Origin of the sequence: Streptomyces sp. NPDC093510 (assembly GCF_040683555.1) — a bacterium.
Taxonomy (GTDB): domain Bacteria; phylum Actinomycetota; class Actinomycetes; order Streptomycetales; family Streptomycetaceae; genus Streptomyces.
The window spans coordinates 244,920-263,035 of the sequence record NZ_JBFBEE010000006.1; the positions used below are offsets into that span (position 1 = coordinate 244,920).

The following is an 18,116-nucleotide window of genomic DNA, read 5'->3' on the forward strand; positions in this document are numbered from 1 at the left end:
CCCGCCCTGCGGGCATCCGGCCCCCCGGTTACCCGCACCCCCGGTTGCCCGGTTGCCCGGTCACCCGGTCACACCGATCCTGGCACGCACGACGGACCCCTTCCGTCTGGCCCCGTTACGCCGGCCTGTAGTGCCGGACCTGTTGCGCCCGGCCCCGTTACGCCGGCCTGTAGCCGGACCTGTTGCGCCCGGCCCCATTACGCCGGCCTGTAGTGCCGGACCCGTTGCGCCCGGCCCCATTGCGCCGGCCCGACGTGCCGGACCTGTTCCGTCCCGGCTCCATCACGCCGACCCGTACTGCCCGTCCCGTGAGCGCTGGACCTGTTCCGCCGGCCCCATCACGCCGGTCCGTAACCGGCCCGTACCACTGGATCTGTTCCGCTCGGTCCCCTCGCTCCGGGCCCGTTCTACGCGGCCTTGCCGCATCGGCCCGTAGCGCCGGATCCGTTCCTCCCGGCCCCGTCACGCGGGCCGGGCGCATCTGTACCCGTCACGCGGGCCGGCCGTAGGGGCCGGTCATCCAGGCCTGCTCCGCCGGTCCCCGGTCACCCGGGCCTACCTCGCCACCCCTGGCCGTTCCCGGCACCCTGCCGGGCCAACGGTCCGCCCCTGCCCGCCCGTTGTCCTTCGCCCGAGCCCTGATCGTCAACCAACTCCCGTACCCCGCCAGCCTGTTGCTCCTTCCGGAGCGGGGCCCGGGCAAGGGCCGGGAGAGGCGGCCGGTCGAAGGAGGCCGTAGCCGGCCCCGGCTCACCGGCCCCTAGCCCACCGACCCCCTGGCTCACCGATCTCACCGACCCACCGGCTCACCGACCCCGGCCCACCGGGCTCACCGACCCACCGGGCTCACCGACCCACCGGGCTCACCGACCCACCGACCCGGCTTACCGGGCCCACCGGGCCCACCGACCGGGCCCACCGGCCCACCGGGCCAGGGCCGGGCGGCCTGCGGCCGGGGGTGGGGTTTCCCAGTCGTTTTCTTCCGCGCCGCCTTCACCGCACCCGCCCGCACCAGCCCCCCTTCCGGGAAGGGGAGGGGGCTGGTGGGCGGGTGCGGTGAAGGCGGCGCGGCAGGCGCCGTCCCAGCTGCCCTTGCCGCTGCCCGACCGGGCGGCGCGGGGAGTGCGCGACATGCATCTTCACGTGCCAAAGGCAGACTCTAGAGAAAGTGGATTCCCGATATGCCCAGGCTATGCAAGCCGTCAGTGCGTGTGCCGGAATACGTCATCACGGCCGAGGAGACACTGGACTTCGCCGAGCGGGTCCATGCCGGAAAGCCGCAGCTTCCCCTGGCACTGCGCCTGATCCGCAACACGGGGGTGCTGAAGCGGCATATCGTGCAGCCCATCGAGCAGACGCTCAAGCACCCCGGCCTGACCGAACGCAACCGCATCTACGAGGCCGAGTCGAAAAAGCGCACCCCCGAGGTCGTCGAGGAGGCCCTGGCCAACGCCGAGGTCGCCGCGCGGGACATCGACGCGATCATCTACGTGTCGTGCACCGGGTTCCTCATGCCCTCGCTGACCGCCTGGCTCATCAACAAGATGGGCTTTCGCTCCGACACCCGCCAGATCCCCATCGCGCAGCTGGGCTGCGCGGCCGGCGGCGCCGCCATCAACCGGGCCCACGACTTCTGCCTGGCCCACCCCGGCAGCAACGTCCTGATCGTCTCCTGCGAGCTGTGCTCGCTGTGCTACCAGCCCGACATGGACGACATCGGCTCGCTGCTCTCCGACGGCCTGTTCGGCGACGCGGTCGCCGCCGCCGTGGTCCGCGGCAACGGCGGCACCGGCATCGAACTGGAGAGCAACTCCTCCTACCTCATCCCGAACACCGAGGACTGGATCTCCTACTCGGTGCGCGACACCGGCTTCCACTTCCAGCTGGACCGCCGGGTGCCCGGCACCATGGAGCCGCTCGCGCCGGTGCTGCGCGAGTTCGCCGCCGGCCACCAGTGGGACGCCTCCAACCTCGACTTCTACATCATCCACGCCGGCGGCCCGCGCATCCTCAACGACCTGGCCAAGTTCCTGGACGTGGACCGCAAGGTGTTCCGCCACAGCTGGTCGACGCTGACCGAATACGGCAACATCGCCAGCGCCGTCGTCCTGGACGCGGCGCTGCGCCTGTTCGAAGAGGACACCCCGATGCCCGACGCCACCGGGCTGATCGCCGGTTTCGGCCCCGGCATCACCGCCGAGATGGCCCTGGGCCGCTGGAACAGCGACACCCCGCCCGCCGCCGGCTGACCCGCACCCCCTCCGCAAGGGCCCTACGACAGCCCACCCACGCGAGGACGGTGCGACAGCCCGCTCCGCGAGGACGGTGCGACAGCCCACCCACGCGAGGACGGTGCGACAGCCCGCTCCCAGCGCGGTGCGGCAGGCCCGCACGGCAGGGCGCGGCAGGCGAGATGTCCGTACGAACGAAGGAAATCCACCACATGACTGGTTTGATCGTCCCGCCCGGTCAGGGACGCAAGCTGATCACCCCGGCGCAGGAAGTGACGTTCAAGGCCACCCAGGCGCAGGGCTCCTCCATCTCCATCTTCGAGGTCATCGTGCCGCCCGGCTTCGATGTCGGCGCGCACGTGCACCACGAGTCCCAGGAGTTCTTCTACGTCCTCGAGGGCGAGCTGGACCTGCTGTGCTTCGAGCCGACCGAACGTACCAAGGACACCTGGCACCACTGGAAGTCCGCGAGCGGCGAGCGGGTCATCAAGGCCGCCGAGGGCGGCTGCATGTTCGTGCCGCCCGGCACCCCGCACGCCTTTCGCAACGCCACCGACAAACCGGTCAAGATGCTCTTCCAGAGCTACCCCTCGCCCGACCACGAGCACTACTTCGAAGAGATCGCCGAGATCTGGTCGCGCGGCACCACGGTGGACCCCGCCGCCGTCGAGGAGATGCGCAAGCGCTACGACGTGGAGGAACTCACCCCCCTGCGCTACCAGCCGCCCACTGCGAACCCCGCGAACCCCGCTGCCCCCGCGACGGCCGCGGCCACCGCGGCTCCTGCGGACAACGCTGCCAACGCTGCCACCGCGGCCACCGCGGACAACGGGAAGTGAGCCCCATGAACAACCCCAACCCCAGCACCAGCACCAGCCCCGGCCCCGGCCCCGGTCCGGTCCCCGGCTCCGGCCCGGGTCCTGTGCCGCTGGTGCACGCCAGTCTGGGCGAGAAGGAACTGGCCGCCGTCGCCGAGGTGTTCGCCTCGGGCTGGCCGGCCGGCCAGGGACCCAAGGGCAAGGCCCTGGAAGCCCAGCTGGCCGCCCGCTACGACGCCCACGCGGTCGCCGTCAGCAACTGCGGGGCCGCCCTGCACCTGGCGCTGCTCGCGCTGGGCGTCAGCGCGGGCGATGAGGTCATCGTCGCCGACTACACCTTCCCCGCCCCCGCCCACGCGGTGCGCTACCTGGACGCCGTGCCGCTGTTCGCCGACGTGCGCCCCGACACCCACACCGTGGACCCGCAGGCGGTCGCCGACCTGATCGGCCCCAAGACCGTCGGGATCATCGCGGTGGACACCGTGGGCCTGCCCGCCGACTACAGCGAACTGCAGGCCCTGGCCGACCGGCACGGCCTGTTCCTCATCGAGGACGCCGCCTGCGCGGTCGGCGCCACCTACCAGGGCCGCCAGGCCGGCGCGCTGGCCGAGGTGGCCTGCCTGTCCTTCCACGGCCGCAAGGGCGCCACCAGCGGCGAGGGCGGCGCACTGATCGCCACCGATGCGGCCGTGGCCGCCGATGCCCGGCTGCGGTCCTCCTTCGGCATCGGCAGCATCTTCGACCAGTCCAAGATCGTGGGCCTGCCCGTCCCGGAATTCACCGAGATCGGCTACAACTTCAAGCTCTCCGACATCGCGGCTGCGATCCTGCAGGTGCAGATCGGCCGGATCGAGGAACTGCTGGCCCGCCGCGCGACGGTCGCCGACCACTACGCCCGCCTCCTGGCGGACGAGGAACTGCTGCGCCTGCCCCAGGTGCCGGCCGACCGCACCCATGCCTGGCAGTCCTACCTGGTCCGCCTGGACGAGCGGGTGGACCGCGCCGCCCTCGCCGCCGACCTGCGCGGCCAGGGCATCGGCTGCGGACACGGCACCTGGGCCAGCCACCTGCAGCCGGTCTTCGAGGCCAAGCAGACCTGCCCCGTCTCCGCCGACCTCTTTCACCGCCACCTGGCGATCCCCATGCACGCCGAACTCAGCACCGAGCAGGTCGAACGCGTCGTGGCGGCCCTGCGCACCGGGCTGCGCACCCACGCCGCGGCCAGGAGAGGAACAGCATGAACACCAGCGGGCCCACCCCGGACAGGATCCTGCAGCTCATCAACGGCTACTGGGCCACCGCCATCCTCGGCGCGGCGGCCGGCCACGCGCTGTTCACCCACCTGGAAGCCGGCGCCGACACCGCCGTGCAGCTGGCCGACCGCGCCCAGATCTCCGACCGGGGCGCCCAGACCCTCCTGGACGGCCTGCTGAGCATGGGCCTGGTCGAACTGCACGAGGGCCGCTACCGCAACACCCCCGAGGCCGCCGCCTTCCTGGTCCAGGGCCGGCCCGTGGACCTCACCGGCCTGGCCCGGCTCAAACTGACCCAGCTGGGCAGCCTGGCCGAACTGCCCGAGGTGGTCCGCGCCGGGGGACCGGTGCGCCAGGCCGCCGCCGAGGTGGCCGACAGCCCCCACTGGACCCACGTGGTGCCCGCCATCGCCGCCCAGTCGGTGCCCGCCGCCCAGGTCGCCGCCGACGCCCTGAACCTGGACGAGGCCGGCGAGATCTCCATCCTGGACGTGGGCGGCGGCTCGGGCATCTACACCTCCACCTGGCTGGCCCGCAACCCGGCCGCCCGCGCCACCCAGCTCGACTGGGCGCCGATCAACGAGATCGCCCGCCGGCTGCTGGCCGAACACCAGCTGGCCGACCGGTTCACCTGCATCGACGGCGACTTCCACACCACCCACCTGGGCACCGCCGCCTACGACGTGGCCATCTACTCCCACATCGCCCACCAGGAAGGACCCCAGGACAACGTGGCGGTCTTCACCCGCCTCAAGGACGCCCTCAAACCCGGCGGCGCCCTGGTCGTGTGCGACTACATCGTCCAGGACGACCGCAGCGGCCCCGCCTTCCCGCTGCTGTTCGCCGCGGAAATGCTCCTCAAGAGTAAACAGGGCGGCACCTGGCGCCAGAGCGACTACCACACCTGGCTCACCAAAGCCGGCTTCCAGGACGTCACCTTCCACGCGGCGCCTCCCGCCACCGTGGTCATCGCCCGCTAACCACCCCGTAAAGGACGTCAGTTGTGACATCTGTGAACGTCGCGATCGTTTATTACAGTTCGCTGGGCAATGTGCATGCGCTGGCGCATGCGGCGGCCGAGGGCGCGGAGAAGGCGGGCGCCCGGGTGCGGGTGCGCCGGGTGGCCGAGACGGCGCCGGCGGCGGCGGTGGCCTCCAACCCGGCCTGGGAGCAGTACCGCACAGACCACGCGGACATCCCCGAGCCCGTACACGAGGACCTGGTGTGGGCGGACGCGGTGCTGTGGGGCACCCCCACCCGGTTCGGCAACCCGGCCAGCCAGCTGCGGGCGTTCATAGAGACCACGGGTCCGCTGTGGGCGCAGGGCCAGCTGGCGGGCAAGGTGTACTCGGCGTTCACCTCCAGCAACACCGCCCACGGCGGGCAGGAGTCGACGATCCTGGCGCTGGCCAACACCTTCTACCACTGGGGCGGGGTGATCGTGCCGCCCGGCTACACCGACCCGGTGCAGTTCCAGACCGGCAACCCCTACGGCACCTCCCACGTGGTGGGGGGCCCGGTCAGCCCGTCCGCGCCCAGCGAGGTCACCCTCCAGGCGGCGGCCTACCAGGCCCAGCGAGTGGTCGAGGTGGCCCAGGCCCTCAAGAACGGCCGCCCCACCGGCTGACCCGTCCGCCCGCAGCCGCATCGCCCGCAGCCGGAATCCCCGGAGGCGGAATGCCCGGAGGCGGATCGTCTGCGGACGGGCTCCTCGGGGGTGGATCGTCTGCGGACGGGGCGTGTGCGGACGGGGCGTTTCGGGGTGTCCGGCCGCGCCTTCGGGACATCGTCGCGGCGGCCGGGACCCCATGTCCCGGCCGGGGGGCGGGGCGATCCGCCCGGGGGAGGGCAGCACACCGCCGGCGGCTGCCCGCTGCGTACGCCACGACTGGCCTGTGATCATCATGGTCGGCGCTGCCCTCCCTCCGGTCGCTGCGGCTGCTTCTCCTTCATATGACGACGTAGCCCCGCGCAATGTGAGGCCACCGGCCGGCCCTCGTCGAAGCCCTGTCCAACTCCCTGACCGCAGGGGAGGACCTCACCTACGATCCGTGCGCTCTGTTCTTCCAGGTCCAGGGGCGGAGCGAGGTGGGCCCGGCGGTGGGCCGCGCCTGCTTCGGCCACTTCGCGTACAAGGCCAGCGGGCGCTGTGTGGGCTGGCCATGCAGACACCCTCCAAGGACAGCTCCGGCTCCGTCGAGGTGGCCTGGGACGGTCTGGCGGGGGCCTGTTTCGCCGAGCAGGACCGCGACGGCATCCACCGCGACGGCGACTGGTGGTGCACCGGCGATGTCGGCTACCGCACCCGCTTCGGGTGCCTGCACATGCTCGACCGCGAGGTCGACATGATCGCCGCAGTACGCGGCTCCCTGGAGATGGAGGACATCGTTCCGGCCCGGCGGCGGCCCGGGCTGACCGAACTGGTCGTGGTGCCGGGCCCCGACGCCGAGCCGGTGCCGGTCATCTGCACCGTCGAGGACAAGCCGCTGGACCCCGCCCGCTGGCGGGGTGTCGCCGCCTTCCCCCAGCTCGCCGGCCCCGTCCAGCTCCCGCAGGCCGAACTGCCCCGCACCGCCCCGCTCAAAGCCTGGCGCCGCGCCTGGCCGAGCGGCTCGGACCACATCCCCGCCACCCGGACCTGACACCCCTTCCGGGGCCGGACAGGGGGCCGGGCCCCGGCCGCCGGGCCGCCCGCACAGCGCCGGACACGGCGCCGGATGCGGCGTCGGATGCGGCCCCGCCACGTATCCCGCACTGTGCCGCCCCGTACCGGAGCGGCCTTCCTTCACCGACGTACCCCCAGTGACGCGCCAAAGGGCGCTGCCCCCTCTTTTGCGGCCGAAGGCCCGGGCAGCCGTTCCGCGGCCGGACAAGGAGCGCTCGTGCCCCCTCTGGAACTTTCCTGCGTGGACGACGTCCTGGGCCCGCGAGCCGGCCGGTTCCTGGGCGAGGGCTTCAAGCGGGCCACGCACTCACTGAGCGGCATCACCATCGCCCCGCGGCCCCAGGCCGATGCGGGCATCACCGCCACGGCCCACCTCACCCCGCCCGCCGGCCGAACCCGCCAGGACGACAGGGACGACATCCCGGCCCGCCTGAGCGCCATCGACGCGATGCTCTTCGGCGCCCAGCTCACCGGCCTGTACGCGGCGCACACCCTGCAGCTGCCGCCCGATGCCCGCTTCGCCGTGCAGCACCTGGAGTTGCGGGCCAAGACCGGCCAGGGCCAGGACGAGCCGGCGAAGTTCCCGGTCAGCGGCCGGCCCGTGGACGGCCCGCACCCCGGCCCGCGCACGGCGACCACGCTGGAGTGCCGCATCGGCTCCCTGACGGCCCGGGTGCACGCCCGCCACAGCCCCGCCCCCACGGACAGCCCACCGGGCCCCGAGCAGGTCTACGACCTGCCGCAGGAACTGCCCGGACCCTGGAACGAGGCCCCGTACGGCATCGCGCACACCGCGCGGCAGCAACTGCTCACCCAGGTGAGCGCCAGCATCGCCCAGGGCCGGGCCTGCGCCCGCGCCACGCTGGCCCCGCACCGGGCCGCGGCCATCCCCGCCGGCAGCCCGGCCACCATGATCGACGCGCTGGTCGCCGTCCTCCAGCTCGGCCAGGTCCTGCTGTACGCGCTGGACGGCCTCGACCACGCCCACGGCGACGACCTGCGCATGCGGCGGATCCGTATCACCGCCGCCGGTGCACCCGCCGCGCGCCCCACCGACCAGGTGAGCGCCGCCCTGGCCCAGGCCCAACTGGTGCCCTCACCGGCCGGCATCTGGCGCACCGCCGAGGTCAGGGGAGCCCTGCACGGCATCCAGGTACAGGCCGGCGTCGCGCACCTGCTGCCCGCCGCCTGGCCCGGCCACGACCGGCCCGGCCCGTAGCCAACGACCCCCGCGCCGCGCCGCGCGGGGCCCTCGGCCGCCGGCACACCGGCATCCGGCAGCGGCACCGGGGCGCGCCCCCGTGAGCGCCGCTGTGCGTGCGGGCGGGCCGCCGGCCTGATCGGGGCCGCACGGCCCCCGAGGGGTCTGCCGCGCCGCGCGGGGTTCCAGACCGCCTGCCCGCACGGCGGCGCGGCTCTGCCCGCACCTCGGCATCCGGCGGCGCCGGGGATACGCACCCTCGCGAACGCCGCCCGTGCCGGCGGGCCACCGCGTGTTCCCTCGGCTCGGGGCGCCGGGGCTGCCGGTGCCTGGCCCGCGAGGGGTTCTCGGCCGTTGGCACGCCAGTGGCGGGGCTTGTTCGGCACGTCGGCATCCGGTATCCGGGGCACCCTCACGGACGGCTGCCGTCCGTGCCGGCGGGGCACCGTGTGTTCCCTCGGACGCGGGGCCCCGGGACTGCCGGTGCCTGGCCCGCGAGGGGTTCTCGGCCGCCCGCCTGGGCACCGGCGATGCGTCGCCCGCCGGCACGCCGGCATCCGGCATCGACGCCGGGGCGCACCCCAGCGGACGCCGGTCCGTGCGGGCGGGCCACCAGGCCCACGAACCGACGCACCGGCAGGCCCCGAGGGGGGCGCCCGGCTGATCGTGGCCTCACGGCCCGGACCATCCGTGGCCGTCCCGGGCGGATCTGCCACCCCAACTGCGCTGCCTCCGCCAGGAGTTCCCGGCCGCCGTGGCTCAGCCGGCACACCGGCACCGGGAACGCCCCCGTGAACGCCGCCCGTGCGGTGCACCGGGCCCCGCAGACCGACGTACCGCCAGGCCCCCCAAGAGGGCCGCCCTGCGGGGGCGTGACCCACGGCCCCACGGCCCCACGGGCCCCGTGGCCGACTGCCCGGCGCCCGGCCGTCGCTGAGCGCCGCGGCCACCGAGGGCCGGCGAGGCCACCGAGACCGCCGCGTCCACCAACCGCTGTGTCCAGCACGCCAGCTGCGCCCGTGCCGGGTACATCACCCGTGCCGGGTACATCACCCGTGCCGGGTACATCACCCGTGCCGGGTACACCGCCCGTGCCGGACACGTCCTGGGCGTTGGTGCGCAGACCTTCTCCGGAGGTCCGCAGCCCTGCCGACCGCCACACCCGGAGATCTCCGGCGGCGCCCCGGCGGGCGCACCACTGCCCGGCCCCGGGCTCGGGCTCGTCCCGGCCGGGCGCGCGGGGCCGCCGGCACGGCAGTGGCAGCGGCGGCGCCGGCCTCACCGGCCGCAGCCGCAGCGCGCGCCGCCCCGGCCCGGCCCGCCATCACGCGGCCGGCACCGGCGCCCCCCCCGGCCCCCGGCAGGAAACCACACGCATCCCGCCCGGCCGCCACCGACCAACCCGCCCCATTCATCCGCTCATCCGCCACCGCCCTGGAGTGTCATGTCCCGCCGCCTGTTCACCTCGGAATCCGTGACCGAGGGCCACCCCGACAAGATCGCCGACCAGATCAGCGACACCATCCTGGACGCCCTGCTGCGCCAGGACCCCGCCTCCCGCGTCGCGGTCGAAACACTGATCACCACCGGCCAGGTGCACATCGCGGGCGAGGTGACCACCGCCGCCTACGCCGATGTCGCCACCCTGGTGCGCCAGAAGATCCTCGACATCGGCTACGACTCCTCGGCCAAGGGCTTCGACGGCGCCTCCTGCGGCGTCTCGGTGTCCATCGGCGCGCAGTCGCCCGACATCGCCCAGGGCGTCGACACCGCCTACGAACAGCGCGTGCAGGGCGAGCAGGGCGACGCGCTGGACGCGCAGGGCGCCGGCGACCAGGGCCTGATGTTCGGCTACGCGACCGCCGAGACACCCACCTTGATGCCGCTGCCCATCGAGCTGGCCCACTGCCTCTCGCGCCGCCTGAGCGAGGTCCGCAAGGACGGCACCGTCCCCTACCTGCGCCCCGACGGCAAGACCCAGGTCACCATCGAGTACCAGGGCAGCCGCCCCGCCCGCCTGGACACCATCGTGGTCTCCTCCCAGCACGCCGCCGACATCGACCTGGACTCCCAGCTCACCCCCGACATCCGCACCCACGTCATCGAGCCGGTCCTGGCCCGGCTCGCCGAGGACGGCATCAAGCTGGACACCGACGAGCACCGCCTGTTCGTCAACCCGACAGGACGCTTCGAGATCGGCGGCCCGATGGGCGACGCCGGCCTGACCGGCCGCAAAATCATCGTCGACACCTACGGCGGCATGGCCCGCCACGGCGGCGGCGCCTTCTCCGGCAAGGACCCCTCCAAGGTCGACCGCTCCGCCGCGTACGCGATGCGCTGGGTCGCCAAGAACATCGTCGCCGCCGGCCTGGCCACCCGCTGCGAGGTCCAGGTCGCCTACGCCATCGGCAAGGCCGAACCGGTCGGCCTGTTCATCGAGACCTTCAACACCGCCACCGTCCCCCAGGCCCAGATCGAGCGGGCCGTCACCGAGGTCTTCGACCTGCGCCCGGCCGCCATCATCCGCGACCTGGACCTGCTGCGCCCCATCTACGCGCAGACCGCCGCCTACGGCCACTTCGGCCGCGAGCTGCCCGACTTCACCTGGGAGCGCACCGACCGCGCCGACGCCCTGCGCAAGGCGGCGGACGCGGGCTGAGCGCCCCCGGGCCACGGCAGGCGGCAGGCGGCGGGCGGCGGCGGGCTTGCCCCCCGCCGCCTGCCGTAGCCCCGGCCCGCCCCGGCCCGCCGCGGCTCCCGCCGTGGCCCTCCGCCCGCCGTACCCCCCCGCCGCGGCCCGGCCGTGTACCGCCGCTGTGTCTCTTCTGCTCGCCGACCCAAGGTCCAAGGAGTGCTTCTTCCGTGCGTATCGCCGTGACCGGCTCGATAGCGACCGACCACCTGATGGTCTTTCCCGGCCGCTTCGCCGAGCAGCTGATCAAGGAACAACTGGAGCGGGTCTCCCTGTCCTTCCTCGCCGACCGCCTCGAGATCCGCCGCGGCGGCGTCGCCGCCAACATCGCCTTCGGCCTGGGCCTGCTCGACCTGAACCCCCTGCTCATCGGCGCCGCGGGCACCGACTTCGCCGAGTACGGCACCTGGCTGCGTGAACACGGCGTCGACACCAGCGGCGTCCAGGTCAGCGACACCCTGCACACCGCCCGCTTCGTGTGCACCACCGACCAGGACCAGAACCAGATCGCCACCTTCTACGCCGGCGCCATGGCCGAGGCCGCCCGCATCGACCTGGCCGCGCTCACCGCCCGCACCACCACCCCGGGCCTCGTCCTGATCGGCGCCGACGACCCCGACGCCATGCTGCGCCACACCGCCACCGCCCACCGCCTGGGCCTGCCGGTGGCCGCCGACCCCTCCCAGCAACTGGCCCGCCTGGACCGCGACCAGGCCCGCCAACTCGTCGACGGCGCCCGCTGGCTGTTCACCAACGAGTACGAGGCCGCCCTGCTGCTGGAGCGCACCGGCTGGAGCCGGCCACAGCTCCTGGACCGGGTCGGCACCTGGATCACCACCCTGGGCGAGGGCGGCGTCCACCTCCTGCGCGCCGGCGCGCAGCGCCTGCACGTCCCGGCCGTCCCCACCAAGGAGATCGCCGACCCCACCGGGGCGGGCGACGCCTTCCGTTCCGGCTTCCTGGCCGGCACCGCCTGGCAGCTGCCCCACGAACGGGCCGCCCAGCTCGGCTGCGCCCTGGCCACCACCGTCCTGGAATCGGTCGGCACCCAGGAGTACAAGCTCATCCCCGCCGACCTGATCACCCGCATCGACCAGACCTACGGCCACGGGGCGGCCCGCGCCATCGAGACCCACCTCGCCCCGGCCCCGTGAACCACCCCCGCCCGGCCGCCCGCACCCCCTCACCCGAAGCCACCGCCTGACCCCACCGACGGCCCCGCCCCCGGGCGGACCCCCAACCCCCAGGGACGGGGCCGGCCGGGCCGCTCTCGCGCCACGCACGGCACGGCGCAAGAGCGGCCCGGCCGCCCAAGGCCCGCACCCCCGCACCCCCGGCGACCCCACACTCCGTCAACTCCGCCGCACCCGGAGCCTGTCGGACCCCCGCCACATCCCGGCACACCCCGCTTCCGCGCCAAACCCGCCACGACGCGAGCACCCCGGACGCCCCCCCCCGCGAGGGGCCCGGACACACACCTACCGCCCCACCGGGACCGCCGCCGGACCACACCCGGCACCCACCGGGGGTCTCGCCGCGGACCCCCACCACGTACCGGGACCACCGCCGGACCACGCCTGACACCTACCGGGACCTCGCCGCGGGACACCCACCACGTACCGGGACCGCCATCACGCCCGCCGGGCCACCCGCCCCGCCACGTACCGAAACCGCAGCCGCCCGCCGGGCCACCCGCCACGTACCGGAACCGGTGGCCCGCGCCTGGCCCGCGTCTGGCCCGGGCCCCGGCGCACACCTGCCGCGTCCCGGCGCCCCTGCACCCGACCCGCACCACCCCCTTGTGGCCAGCCACTTCAACGCCGGAGGCCGGCAGTGAACACCCTGCGCGACATGCTGGAGGAGAAGGCCCCGTCCTTCTCCTTCGAGTTCTTTCCGCCCAAGACCGACGCCGCGGCCCGCACCCTGTGGCACACCATCCGCCGGGTCGAGGCCCTGGCCCCCACCTTCGTCTCGGTCACCTACGGGGCCGGCGGCTCCTCCCGGGACCGCACCGTGGAGGTGACCAAACGGATCGCGGCCGAGACGACCCTGCGCCCCGTCGCCCACCTGACCGCGGTCGGCCACTCGGTGGCCGAACTGCGCCACATCATCGGCCAGTACGCCGACGCCGGGGTCCGCGACATCCTGGCCGTGCGCGGCGACCCGCCGGGCGATCCCAACGCCCCCTGGATCCCGCACCCCGACGGCTTCACCCACGCCCACCAACTGGTGCGCCTGGTCAAGGAGTCGGGCGCCTTCAGCGTCGGCGTGGCGGCCTTTCCCGAACGCCACCCGCGCTCGAGGGACTGGGACAGCGACATCAGCCACTTCGTCGCCAAGTGCCGGGCCGGCGCCGACTACGCCATCACCCAGATGTTCTTCCACGTCGAGGACTACCTGCGGCTGCGCGACAAGGTGAGCGCCGCGGGCTGCACCACCCCGATCATCCCGGAGATCATGCCGGCCACCGACGTGCGCCAGATCAGCCGCTTCGCCGCGCTGAGCGGCGCCGCCTTCCCCGAACACCTGGCCCACCGCCTGGACGCCGTGCGCGACGACCCGGCCGAGGGCCACCGCATCGGCGTCGAGTACGCCACCGCCATGGCCGAACGACTGCTGGCCGAAGGCGCCCCCGGACTGCACTACATCACCCTCAACCGCTCGACGGCGACGCTGGAGATCCACCGCAACGTCCAGGGCGCGGACCGTGCGCGACACGGCCTGGCCGCCCGGCGCTGAGAGCACGGACCTCCCGCGCACCTGCCCTGACACCGGGGCCGACCCGAGAAGGAGGAGCAGATGCACGACACCGAGGAGGAGGACAGCAGGCTGTCCCGGGACGTTCCCGTCCTTGCCCCGCCCCGCCCGCCGCCACTGCGGCTGGCCGGCATCGACGAGGACGAGTCCTGGGAACCCCACGTAGTACGCGGCATCGACTGACCCCCCAGCACCCAGAGGGAAGAGACGACAAGGAGGCGGGGGAGAGGGGAGGGAAGGGAAGGGGAGGGGAGGAGCGGCGTGGCGCGGCGCACCGGCCGGCAGCGGTAGCCAGTAGCCGGAGCCCGGAGCCCGGAGCCCGGAGCCCGGAGCCCGGAGCCCGGAGCCCAGTGCCTCGGATGCCTGGAGCCCGGAGGTCAGCGGATGTCAACTCGCCTTCTTCCGGGACCGGTTGGGCCCCGCCCCGCCGCCCGGTGTGAGCCACGCCACTTCCCGGTGCTCTAGGCGCGCGCGCACCGCCCGTGTCACTATTCCGGTGCGTCAGCCCTGCCCGAAAGCCGCTGCGCGGCCAGGAAAGCCGGGCGCCCCGTCCGGCGCCCCGCCTCATCCGGCACCCCTGCCCGTCCGGCCCGATCCGGCCCAGGCCCCCGCATGTTCCGGCCCCTCGGTGTGCAGTGCCGCACCCCAGATGGTGTTGCGGTGACGTTCCGGATGCCTCCAACCGCCGTCGGCGGGCACGCTCTTGAGCAGCCCGCAGCCCGCAGCCCGCAGCCCGCAGCCCGCAGCCGCAGCTCCTGCTGCCGCGGCCCGCATGCCGGCGCCCCGCACCTCTGGCCCACCGCCCGGACGCCGCCCGCGACGACGCGGTGCGCCACGCATCCGATGCCCTGCTTCATTCCTTCCTCACAGTCTGGATGACGCGATCTCCATGCAGAAAAGACAAAGGGAGCTGAGTGCGTTGACGCCACCGACCTCAGCACAGCGGGCGGCACACCTGCGCCGGGCCCGCTCGGTCGGTGTCGGCCGCGCCCACGCCAAGGCCATCCTGCTGGGGGAGCACGCGGTGGTCTACGGCGCCCCGGCCCTGGCCCTGCCGGTGCCGCAGCTGCCGGTCACCGCGAGCGCCGGATGGTTCGAGCGCGCCCCCGGGGACACCGGCGATGTGTCGCTGACCATGACCGGCTCCCCGTCCCGGCCGGTGGGCACGCAGGCCTCGGACTGGCTGCGGCGGCTGACCGCCGAGTTCCGGGCCACCACGGGGATCGCCGACGACGTGCATCTGGACGTGATCCTGGACTGCGCGGTGCCGCCGGGCCGCGGGCTCGGCTCCAGCGCGGCGTGCGCGCAGGCGGTGGTCCTCGCGCTGGCCGATCTGTTCGGCCGCGAGGTCAGTGCGCAGGAGGCCTTCGAGCTGGTGCAGACGGCCGAGAACGTGACGCACGGCCGGGCCAGCGGCGTCGACGCGCGCGCCGTGGGCGCCGGCGGGCCGCTGCTGTTCCAGGCGGGCCACGCCCAGGAACTGCCCATCGGCTGCGACGGACTGTTCATCATCGCCGACAGCGGCGAGGTGGGCCGCACCAAGGACGCGGTCGCCCTGCTGCGCGAGGGCTTCCAGCGGCACGCCGGCGCCCAGGAACACTTCGTGCGCCGGGCCACGGAACTGACCCACGAGGCACGGCTCGCGCTGGCCGAGGGCAAACCGCAGGAACTGGGCAGCAGGCTGACGGAGTATCACGAACTGCTGCGCGCCGCCTCGTTGAGCACCCCGCTCATCGACACGCTGGTCAAGACGGCCCTGGCGGCCGGCAGCCTCGGCGCGAAGATCACCGGCGGCGGGATGGGCGGCTGCATGATCGCGCTGAGCGAGTCCGAGCAGGCCGGCGCCGTCACCCGGCAGCTGCACGAGGCCGGCGCCGTCCAGACCTGGGTGCTCCCGCTCAAAGCACGCGCCGGCCAGGCCCGGTGACCTCCAGGGCCGGCCCCGGCCGGGCCCTGGAGCGCGCACGTCCACCCGCAGCACGGCAACCAGAAAAAAAGGTCGGTGTGTAAGGCATGGCCAGTGGTTCGGGCATAGGTATTCATGATCTGTCGTTCGCGACGACCGAGTTCGTGCTGTCGCATGCGGAGCTCGCGGCGTACAACGGGACGGAGCTCGGCAAGTATCACGTGGGCATCGGCCAGGAGTCGATGAGTGTGCCGGCGGCTGATGAGGACATCGTGACGCTGGCCGCCGCGGCGGCCGCGCCCATTGTGGAGCGGCATGGTCATGAGCGGATTCGTACGGTGGTGTTCGCCACCGAGTCCTCGATCGATCAGGCCAAGGCGGCGGGGGTGTATGTGCATTCGCTGCTGGGGCTGCCCTCGGCGGCGCGGGTGGTGGAGCTGAAGCAGGCCTGTTACGGGGCGACGGCGGGGCTGCAGTTCGCGCTGGGTCTGGTGGTGCGGGATCCCTCGCAGCAGGTGCTTGTGATTGCCAGTGATGTGTCCAAGTACGAGCTGGATAGTCCTGGTGAGGCGACGCAGGGTGCGGCGGCGGTGGCGATGCTGGTGGGCGCGGAGCCGGATCTGGTGCGGATCGAGGGTCCTTCGGGGCTGTTCACCGCGGATGTGATGGATTTCTGGCGGCCGAACTACCGGGATGCGGCGCTGGTGGACGGCCAGGAGTCGATCAACGCGTATCTGCAGGCGGTGGAGGGCTGCTGGAAGGATTACAGCGAGCAGGGTGGGCGTGCGCTGGAGGAGTTCGCGGCGTTCTGCTATCACCAGCCGTTCACGAAGATGGCGTACAAGGCGCACCGGCACCTGCTGAATTACTGCGGGTATGACACGGACAAGACGGTCATCGAGCGGGCGCTGGGGCTGACGACGGCCTACAACCGGGTGATCGGCAACAGTTACACGGCGTCGGTGTATCTGGGTCTGGCGGCGCTGCTGGACCAGGCGGAGGATCTGTCGGGGCGGTCGGTGGGGTTCTTGAGTTACGGCTCGGGCAGTGTCGCGGAGTTCTTCGCGGGCCAGGTCGTGGACGGCTATCGGGAGCGGTTGCGTACGGCGGAGCACCGGGCGGTGATCGAGCGGCGCCGGCCGGTGGATTACGCGGGGTACCGGGAGCTGCACGAGCGGTCCTTCCCCACCGACGGCGGGGGTTATCCCACGCCGGTGCAGACCAGCGGCGACTTCCGGCTGGCCGCGCTGCGCGGCCACAAGCGCATCTACGAACGGCGCTGACCCCACCGTGCGAACCCCAGCGGACCTGCCGGCGCCCACCGGCGTCACCGGCGCCACCGTGCGCACCCGAGCGGAGAGGAGCAGGCACATGAGCGACATCACCGTCCTGGGCACGGGTGCCTATGTGCCCGAGCGGATCGTCTCCAGCGACGAGGTCGGCGCCCCGGCCGGCGTCGACGGAGACTGGATCATCCGCAAGACCAAGATCAGACAGCGGCGTTGGGCCGCACCCGGGCAGGCCACCTCCGACCTGGCGGTGGCCGCCGGACGCACCGCCCTGGAAGCGGCCGGCCTCAGCGCCGGGGACCTGTCGCTGATCGTGGTGGCCACCTCCACCCCCGACCGGCCGCAGCCGCCCACCGCCGCCTACGTGCAGCAGCAGCTGGGCGCGATGAGCGCGGCGGCCTTCGACGTCAACGCCGTCTGCTCGGGCAGCGTGTTCGCCCTGTCGGTGGCCGCGAGCATGCTGGCCCGCCGCGGCGGCCACGCCCTGGTCATCGGCGCGGACGTGTACTCCCGCATCCTGGACCCCACCGACCGGCGCACCGTCATCCTGTTCGGCGACGGCGCCGGCGCGATGGTCCTGGGCACCGGCCCCGGCCCCCGCGGTGCGGGCGCCCGGATCCGGCACATCGCCCTGCACACCTTCGGGGAACTGTCGGACCTGATCGAGGTGCCCGCCGGCGGCAGCCGCCGGCCCGCCGACCGGGCGGCCCTGGACGACGGAGCACAGTACTTCGCGATGCAAGGACGCGAGGTGCGCCGCTTCGTGGTCGAACAACTCCCGCAACTGACCAAGGAGTTCCTCCACGAGGCGGGCGTGGCGGCCGAGGACATCGCCCACTTCGTCCCCCACCAGGCCAACGGCGTCATGCTCGACACCGGCCTGGAGGACCTGGTGCTGCCCCGCGCCACCACCCACCTGACCCTGGAGACCTACGGCAACACCGGCTCGGCCTCCGTGCCCATCACCCTGGACGCGGCCGCCCGCCGGGGCGCCTTCCGCACCGGAGACCTGGTGCTCCTGGCCGGCTTTGGAGGCGGCATGTCCGCGGGCTTCGCCCTGCTGCAATGGTGAACGGCTACCGCCCGCCCCGCGACAGCGGATGAGGGCCGGCGGCGCAGGACGGACGCGCAGGGCCCGCGCGGGGCAGACCACCCCCGCCGCGAGCGGCCCCGCCCGCCGCACGCTCCCCCCTTCCGCACCCCCGCGCCCACCCCCGTGTGCCCTGCGGCACCACGGGCTGGGACCGCCGCCCGGTCGAGGACTCTCCCGGGCCGGCGGGGCGTGCGCAGGAGCACCCCCGGCC

The 18,116-nt window shown here is 73.6% G+C and carries 13 protein-coding genes and 1 pseudogene; all 14 read left to right on the plus strand.

The window, feature by feature from the left end; translation table 11 throughout:
- Window positions 1-1,181: 1,181 nt before the first annotated feature.
- Window positions 1,182-2,249: a type III polyketide synthase gene (locus AB0N81_RS12260; RefSeq protein ID WP_365357694.1), complete on the plus strand. Its 1,068-nt coding sequence runs from the start codon at window positions 1,182-1,184 to the stop codon at window positions 2,247-2,249.
- 194 nt (window positions 2,250-2,443) lie between these two features.
- Window positions 2,444-2,953, plus strand: a pseudogene (locus AB0N81_RS12265) (cupin domain-containing protein); the annotation flags it as partial.
- A gap of 122 nt (window positions 2,954-3,075) precedes the next feature.
- A complete protein-coding gene (locus AB0N81_RS12270) occupies window positions 3,076-4,290 on the plus strand; it encodes a DegT/DnrJ/EryC1/StrS family aminotransferase (protein WP_365357695.1) in 1,215 nt (404 codons plus the stop codon).
- Window positions 4,287-5,282 (plus strand): methyltransferase, encoded by a 996-nt coding sequence (locus AB0N81_RS12275; protein ID WP_365357696.1) that lies wholly within the window; start codon window positions 4,287-4,289, stop codon window positions 5,280-5,282. Before AB0N81_RS12270 ends, AB0N81_RS12275 begins: the two co-directional genes overlap by 4 nt.
- Window positions 5,283-5,305: 23 nt before the next feature.
- Window positions 5,306-5,929 (plus strand): NAD(P)H:quinone oxidoreductase, encoded by a 624-nt coding sequence (wrbA, locus tag AB0N81_RS12280; RefSeq protein WP_365357697.1) that lies wholly within the window; start codon window positions 5,306-5,308, stop codon window positions 5,927-5,929.
- A gap of 535 nt (window positions 5,930-6,464) precedes the next feature.
- A complete protein-coding gene (locus AB0N81_RS12285; RefSeq protein WP_365357698.1) occupies window positions 6,465-6,944 on the plus strand; it encodes a hypothetical protein in 480 nt (159 codons plus the stop codon).
- A 240-nt stretch (window positions 6,945-7,184) separates the two neighbouring features.
- A complete protein-coding gene (locus tag AB0N81_RS12290; protein WP_365357699.1) occupies window positions 7,185-8,186 on the plus strand; it encodes an AvrD family protein in 1,002 nt (333 codons plus the stop codon).
- A 1,426-nt stretch (window positions 8,187-9,612) separates the two neighbouring features.
- Entirely contained in the window at window positions 9,613-10,827 is a 1,215-nt protein-coding gene (gene metK / locus AB0N81_RS12295) for a methionine adenosyltransferase (protein ID WP_365357700.1), read from the plus strand.
- A 203-nt stretch (window positions 10,828-11,030) separates the two neighbouring features.
- Window positions 11,031-12,014, plus strand: a complete 984-nt coding sequence (locus AB0N81_RS12300) for a carbohydrate kinase family protein (RefSeq protein WP_365357701.1) — start codon at window positions 11,031-11,033, stop codon at window positions 12,012-12,014.
- 679 nt (window positions 12,015-12,693) lie between these two features.
- Window positions 12,694-13,599 carry a methylenetetrahydrofolate reductase [NAD(P)H] gene (gene metF, locus AB0N81_RS12305; protein WP_365357702.1) on the plus strand — a complete coding sequence of 302 codons (906 nt, stop codon included), beginning with the start codon at window positions 12,694-12,696 and terminating at the stop codon, window positions 13,597-13,599.
- Window positions 13,600-13,659: 60 nt separating this feature from the next.
- On the plus strand, window positions 13,660-13,800 hold the full coding sequence (locus tag AB0N81_RS12310) for a hypothetical protein (protein ID WP_365357703.1): 141 nt from the start codon (window positions 13,660-13,662) through the stop codon (window positions 13,798-13,800).
- A 736-nt stretch (window positions 13,801-14,536) separates the two neighbouring features.
- Window positions 14,537-15,544 carry a mevalonate kinase gene (mvk, locus tag AB0N81_RS12315; protein ID WP_365357704.1) on the plus strand — a complete coding sequence of 336 codons (1,008 nt, stop codon included), beginning with the start codon at window positions 14,537-14,539 and terminating at the stop codon, window positions 15,542-15,544.
- Window positions 15,545-15,630: 86 nt separating this feature from the next.
- Window positions 15,631-16,806, plus strand: coding sequence for a hydroxymethylglutaryl-CoA synthase (locus AB0N81_RS12320; RefSeq protein WP_365357705.1), 1,176 nt, complete (start codon window positions 15,631-15,633; stop codon window positions 16,804-16,806).
- Window positions 16,807-16,894: 88 nt separating this feature from the next.
- Window positions 16,895-17,884, plus strand: coding sequence for a ketoacyl-ACP synthase III (locus AB0N81_RS12325; protein WP_365357706.1), 990 nt, complete (start codon window positions 16,895-16,897; stop codon window positions 17,882-17,884).
- The last annotated feature ends 232 nt before the right edge of the window (window positions 17,885-18,116 follow it).

What these genes read in the sequence shown, in the direction of transcription:
- AB0N81_RS12260 (WP_365357694.1), top strand. Translation starts at nt 1,182, where the DNA reads ATGCCCAGGCTATGCAAGCCGTCAGTGCGTGTGCCGGAATACGTCATC.
- AB0N81_RS12270 (WP_365357695.1), top strand. Translation starts at nt 3,076, where the DNA reads ATGAACAACCCCAACCCCAGCACCAGCACCAGCCCCGGCCCCGGCCCC.
- AB0N81_RS12275 (WP_365357696.1), top strand. Translation starts at nt 4,287, where the DNA reads ATGAACACCAGCGGGCCCACCCCGGACAGGATCCTGCAGCTCATCAAC.
- AB0N81_RS12285 (WP_365357698.1), top strand. Translation starts at nt 6,465, where the DNA reads ATGCAGACACCCTCCAAGGACAGCTCCGGCTCCGTCGAGGTGGCCTGG.
- metK (WP_365357700.1), top strand. Translation starts at nt 9,613, where the DNA reads ATGTCCCGCCGCCTGTTCACCTCGGAATCCGTGACCGAGGGCCACCCC.
- AB0N81_RS12310 (WP_365357703.1), top strand. Translation starts at nt 13,660, where the DNA reads ATGCACGACACCGAGGAGGAGGACAGCAGGCTGTCCCGGGACGTTCCC.
- AB0N81_RS12320 (WP_365357705.1), top strand. Translation starts at nt 15,631, where the DNA reads ATGGCCAGTGGTTCGGGCATAGGTATTCATGATCTGTCGTTCGCGACG.
- AB0N81_RS12325 (WP_365357706.1), top strand. Translation starts at nt 16,895, where the DNA reads ATGAGCGACATCACCGTCCTGGGCACGGGTGCCTATGTGCCCGAGCGG.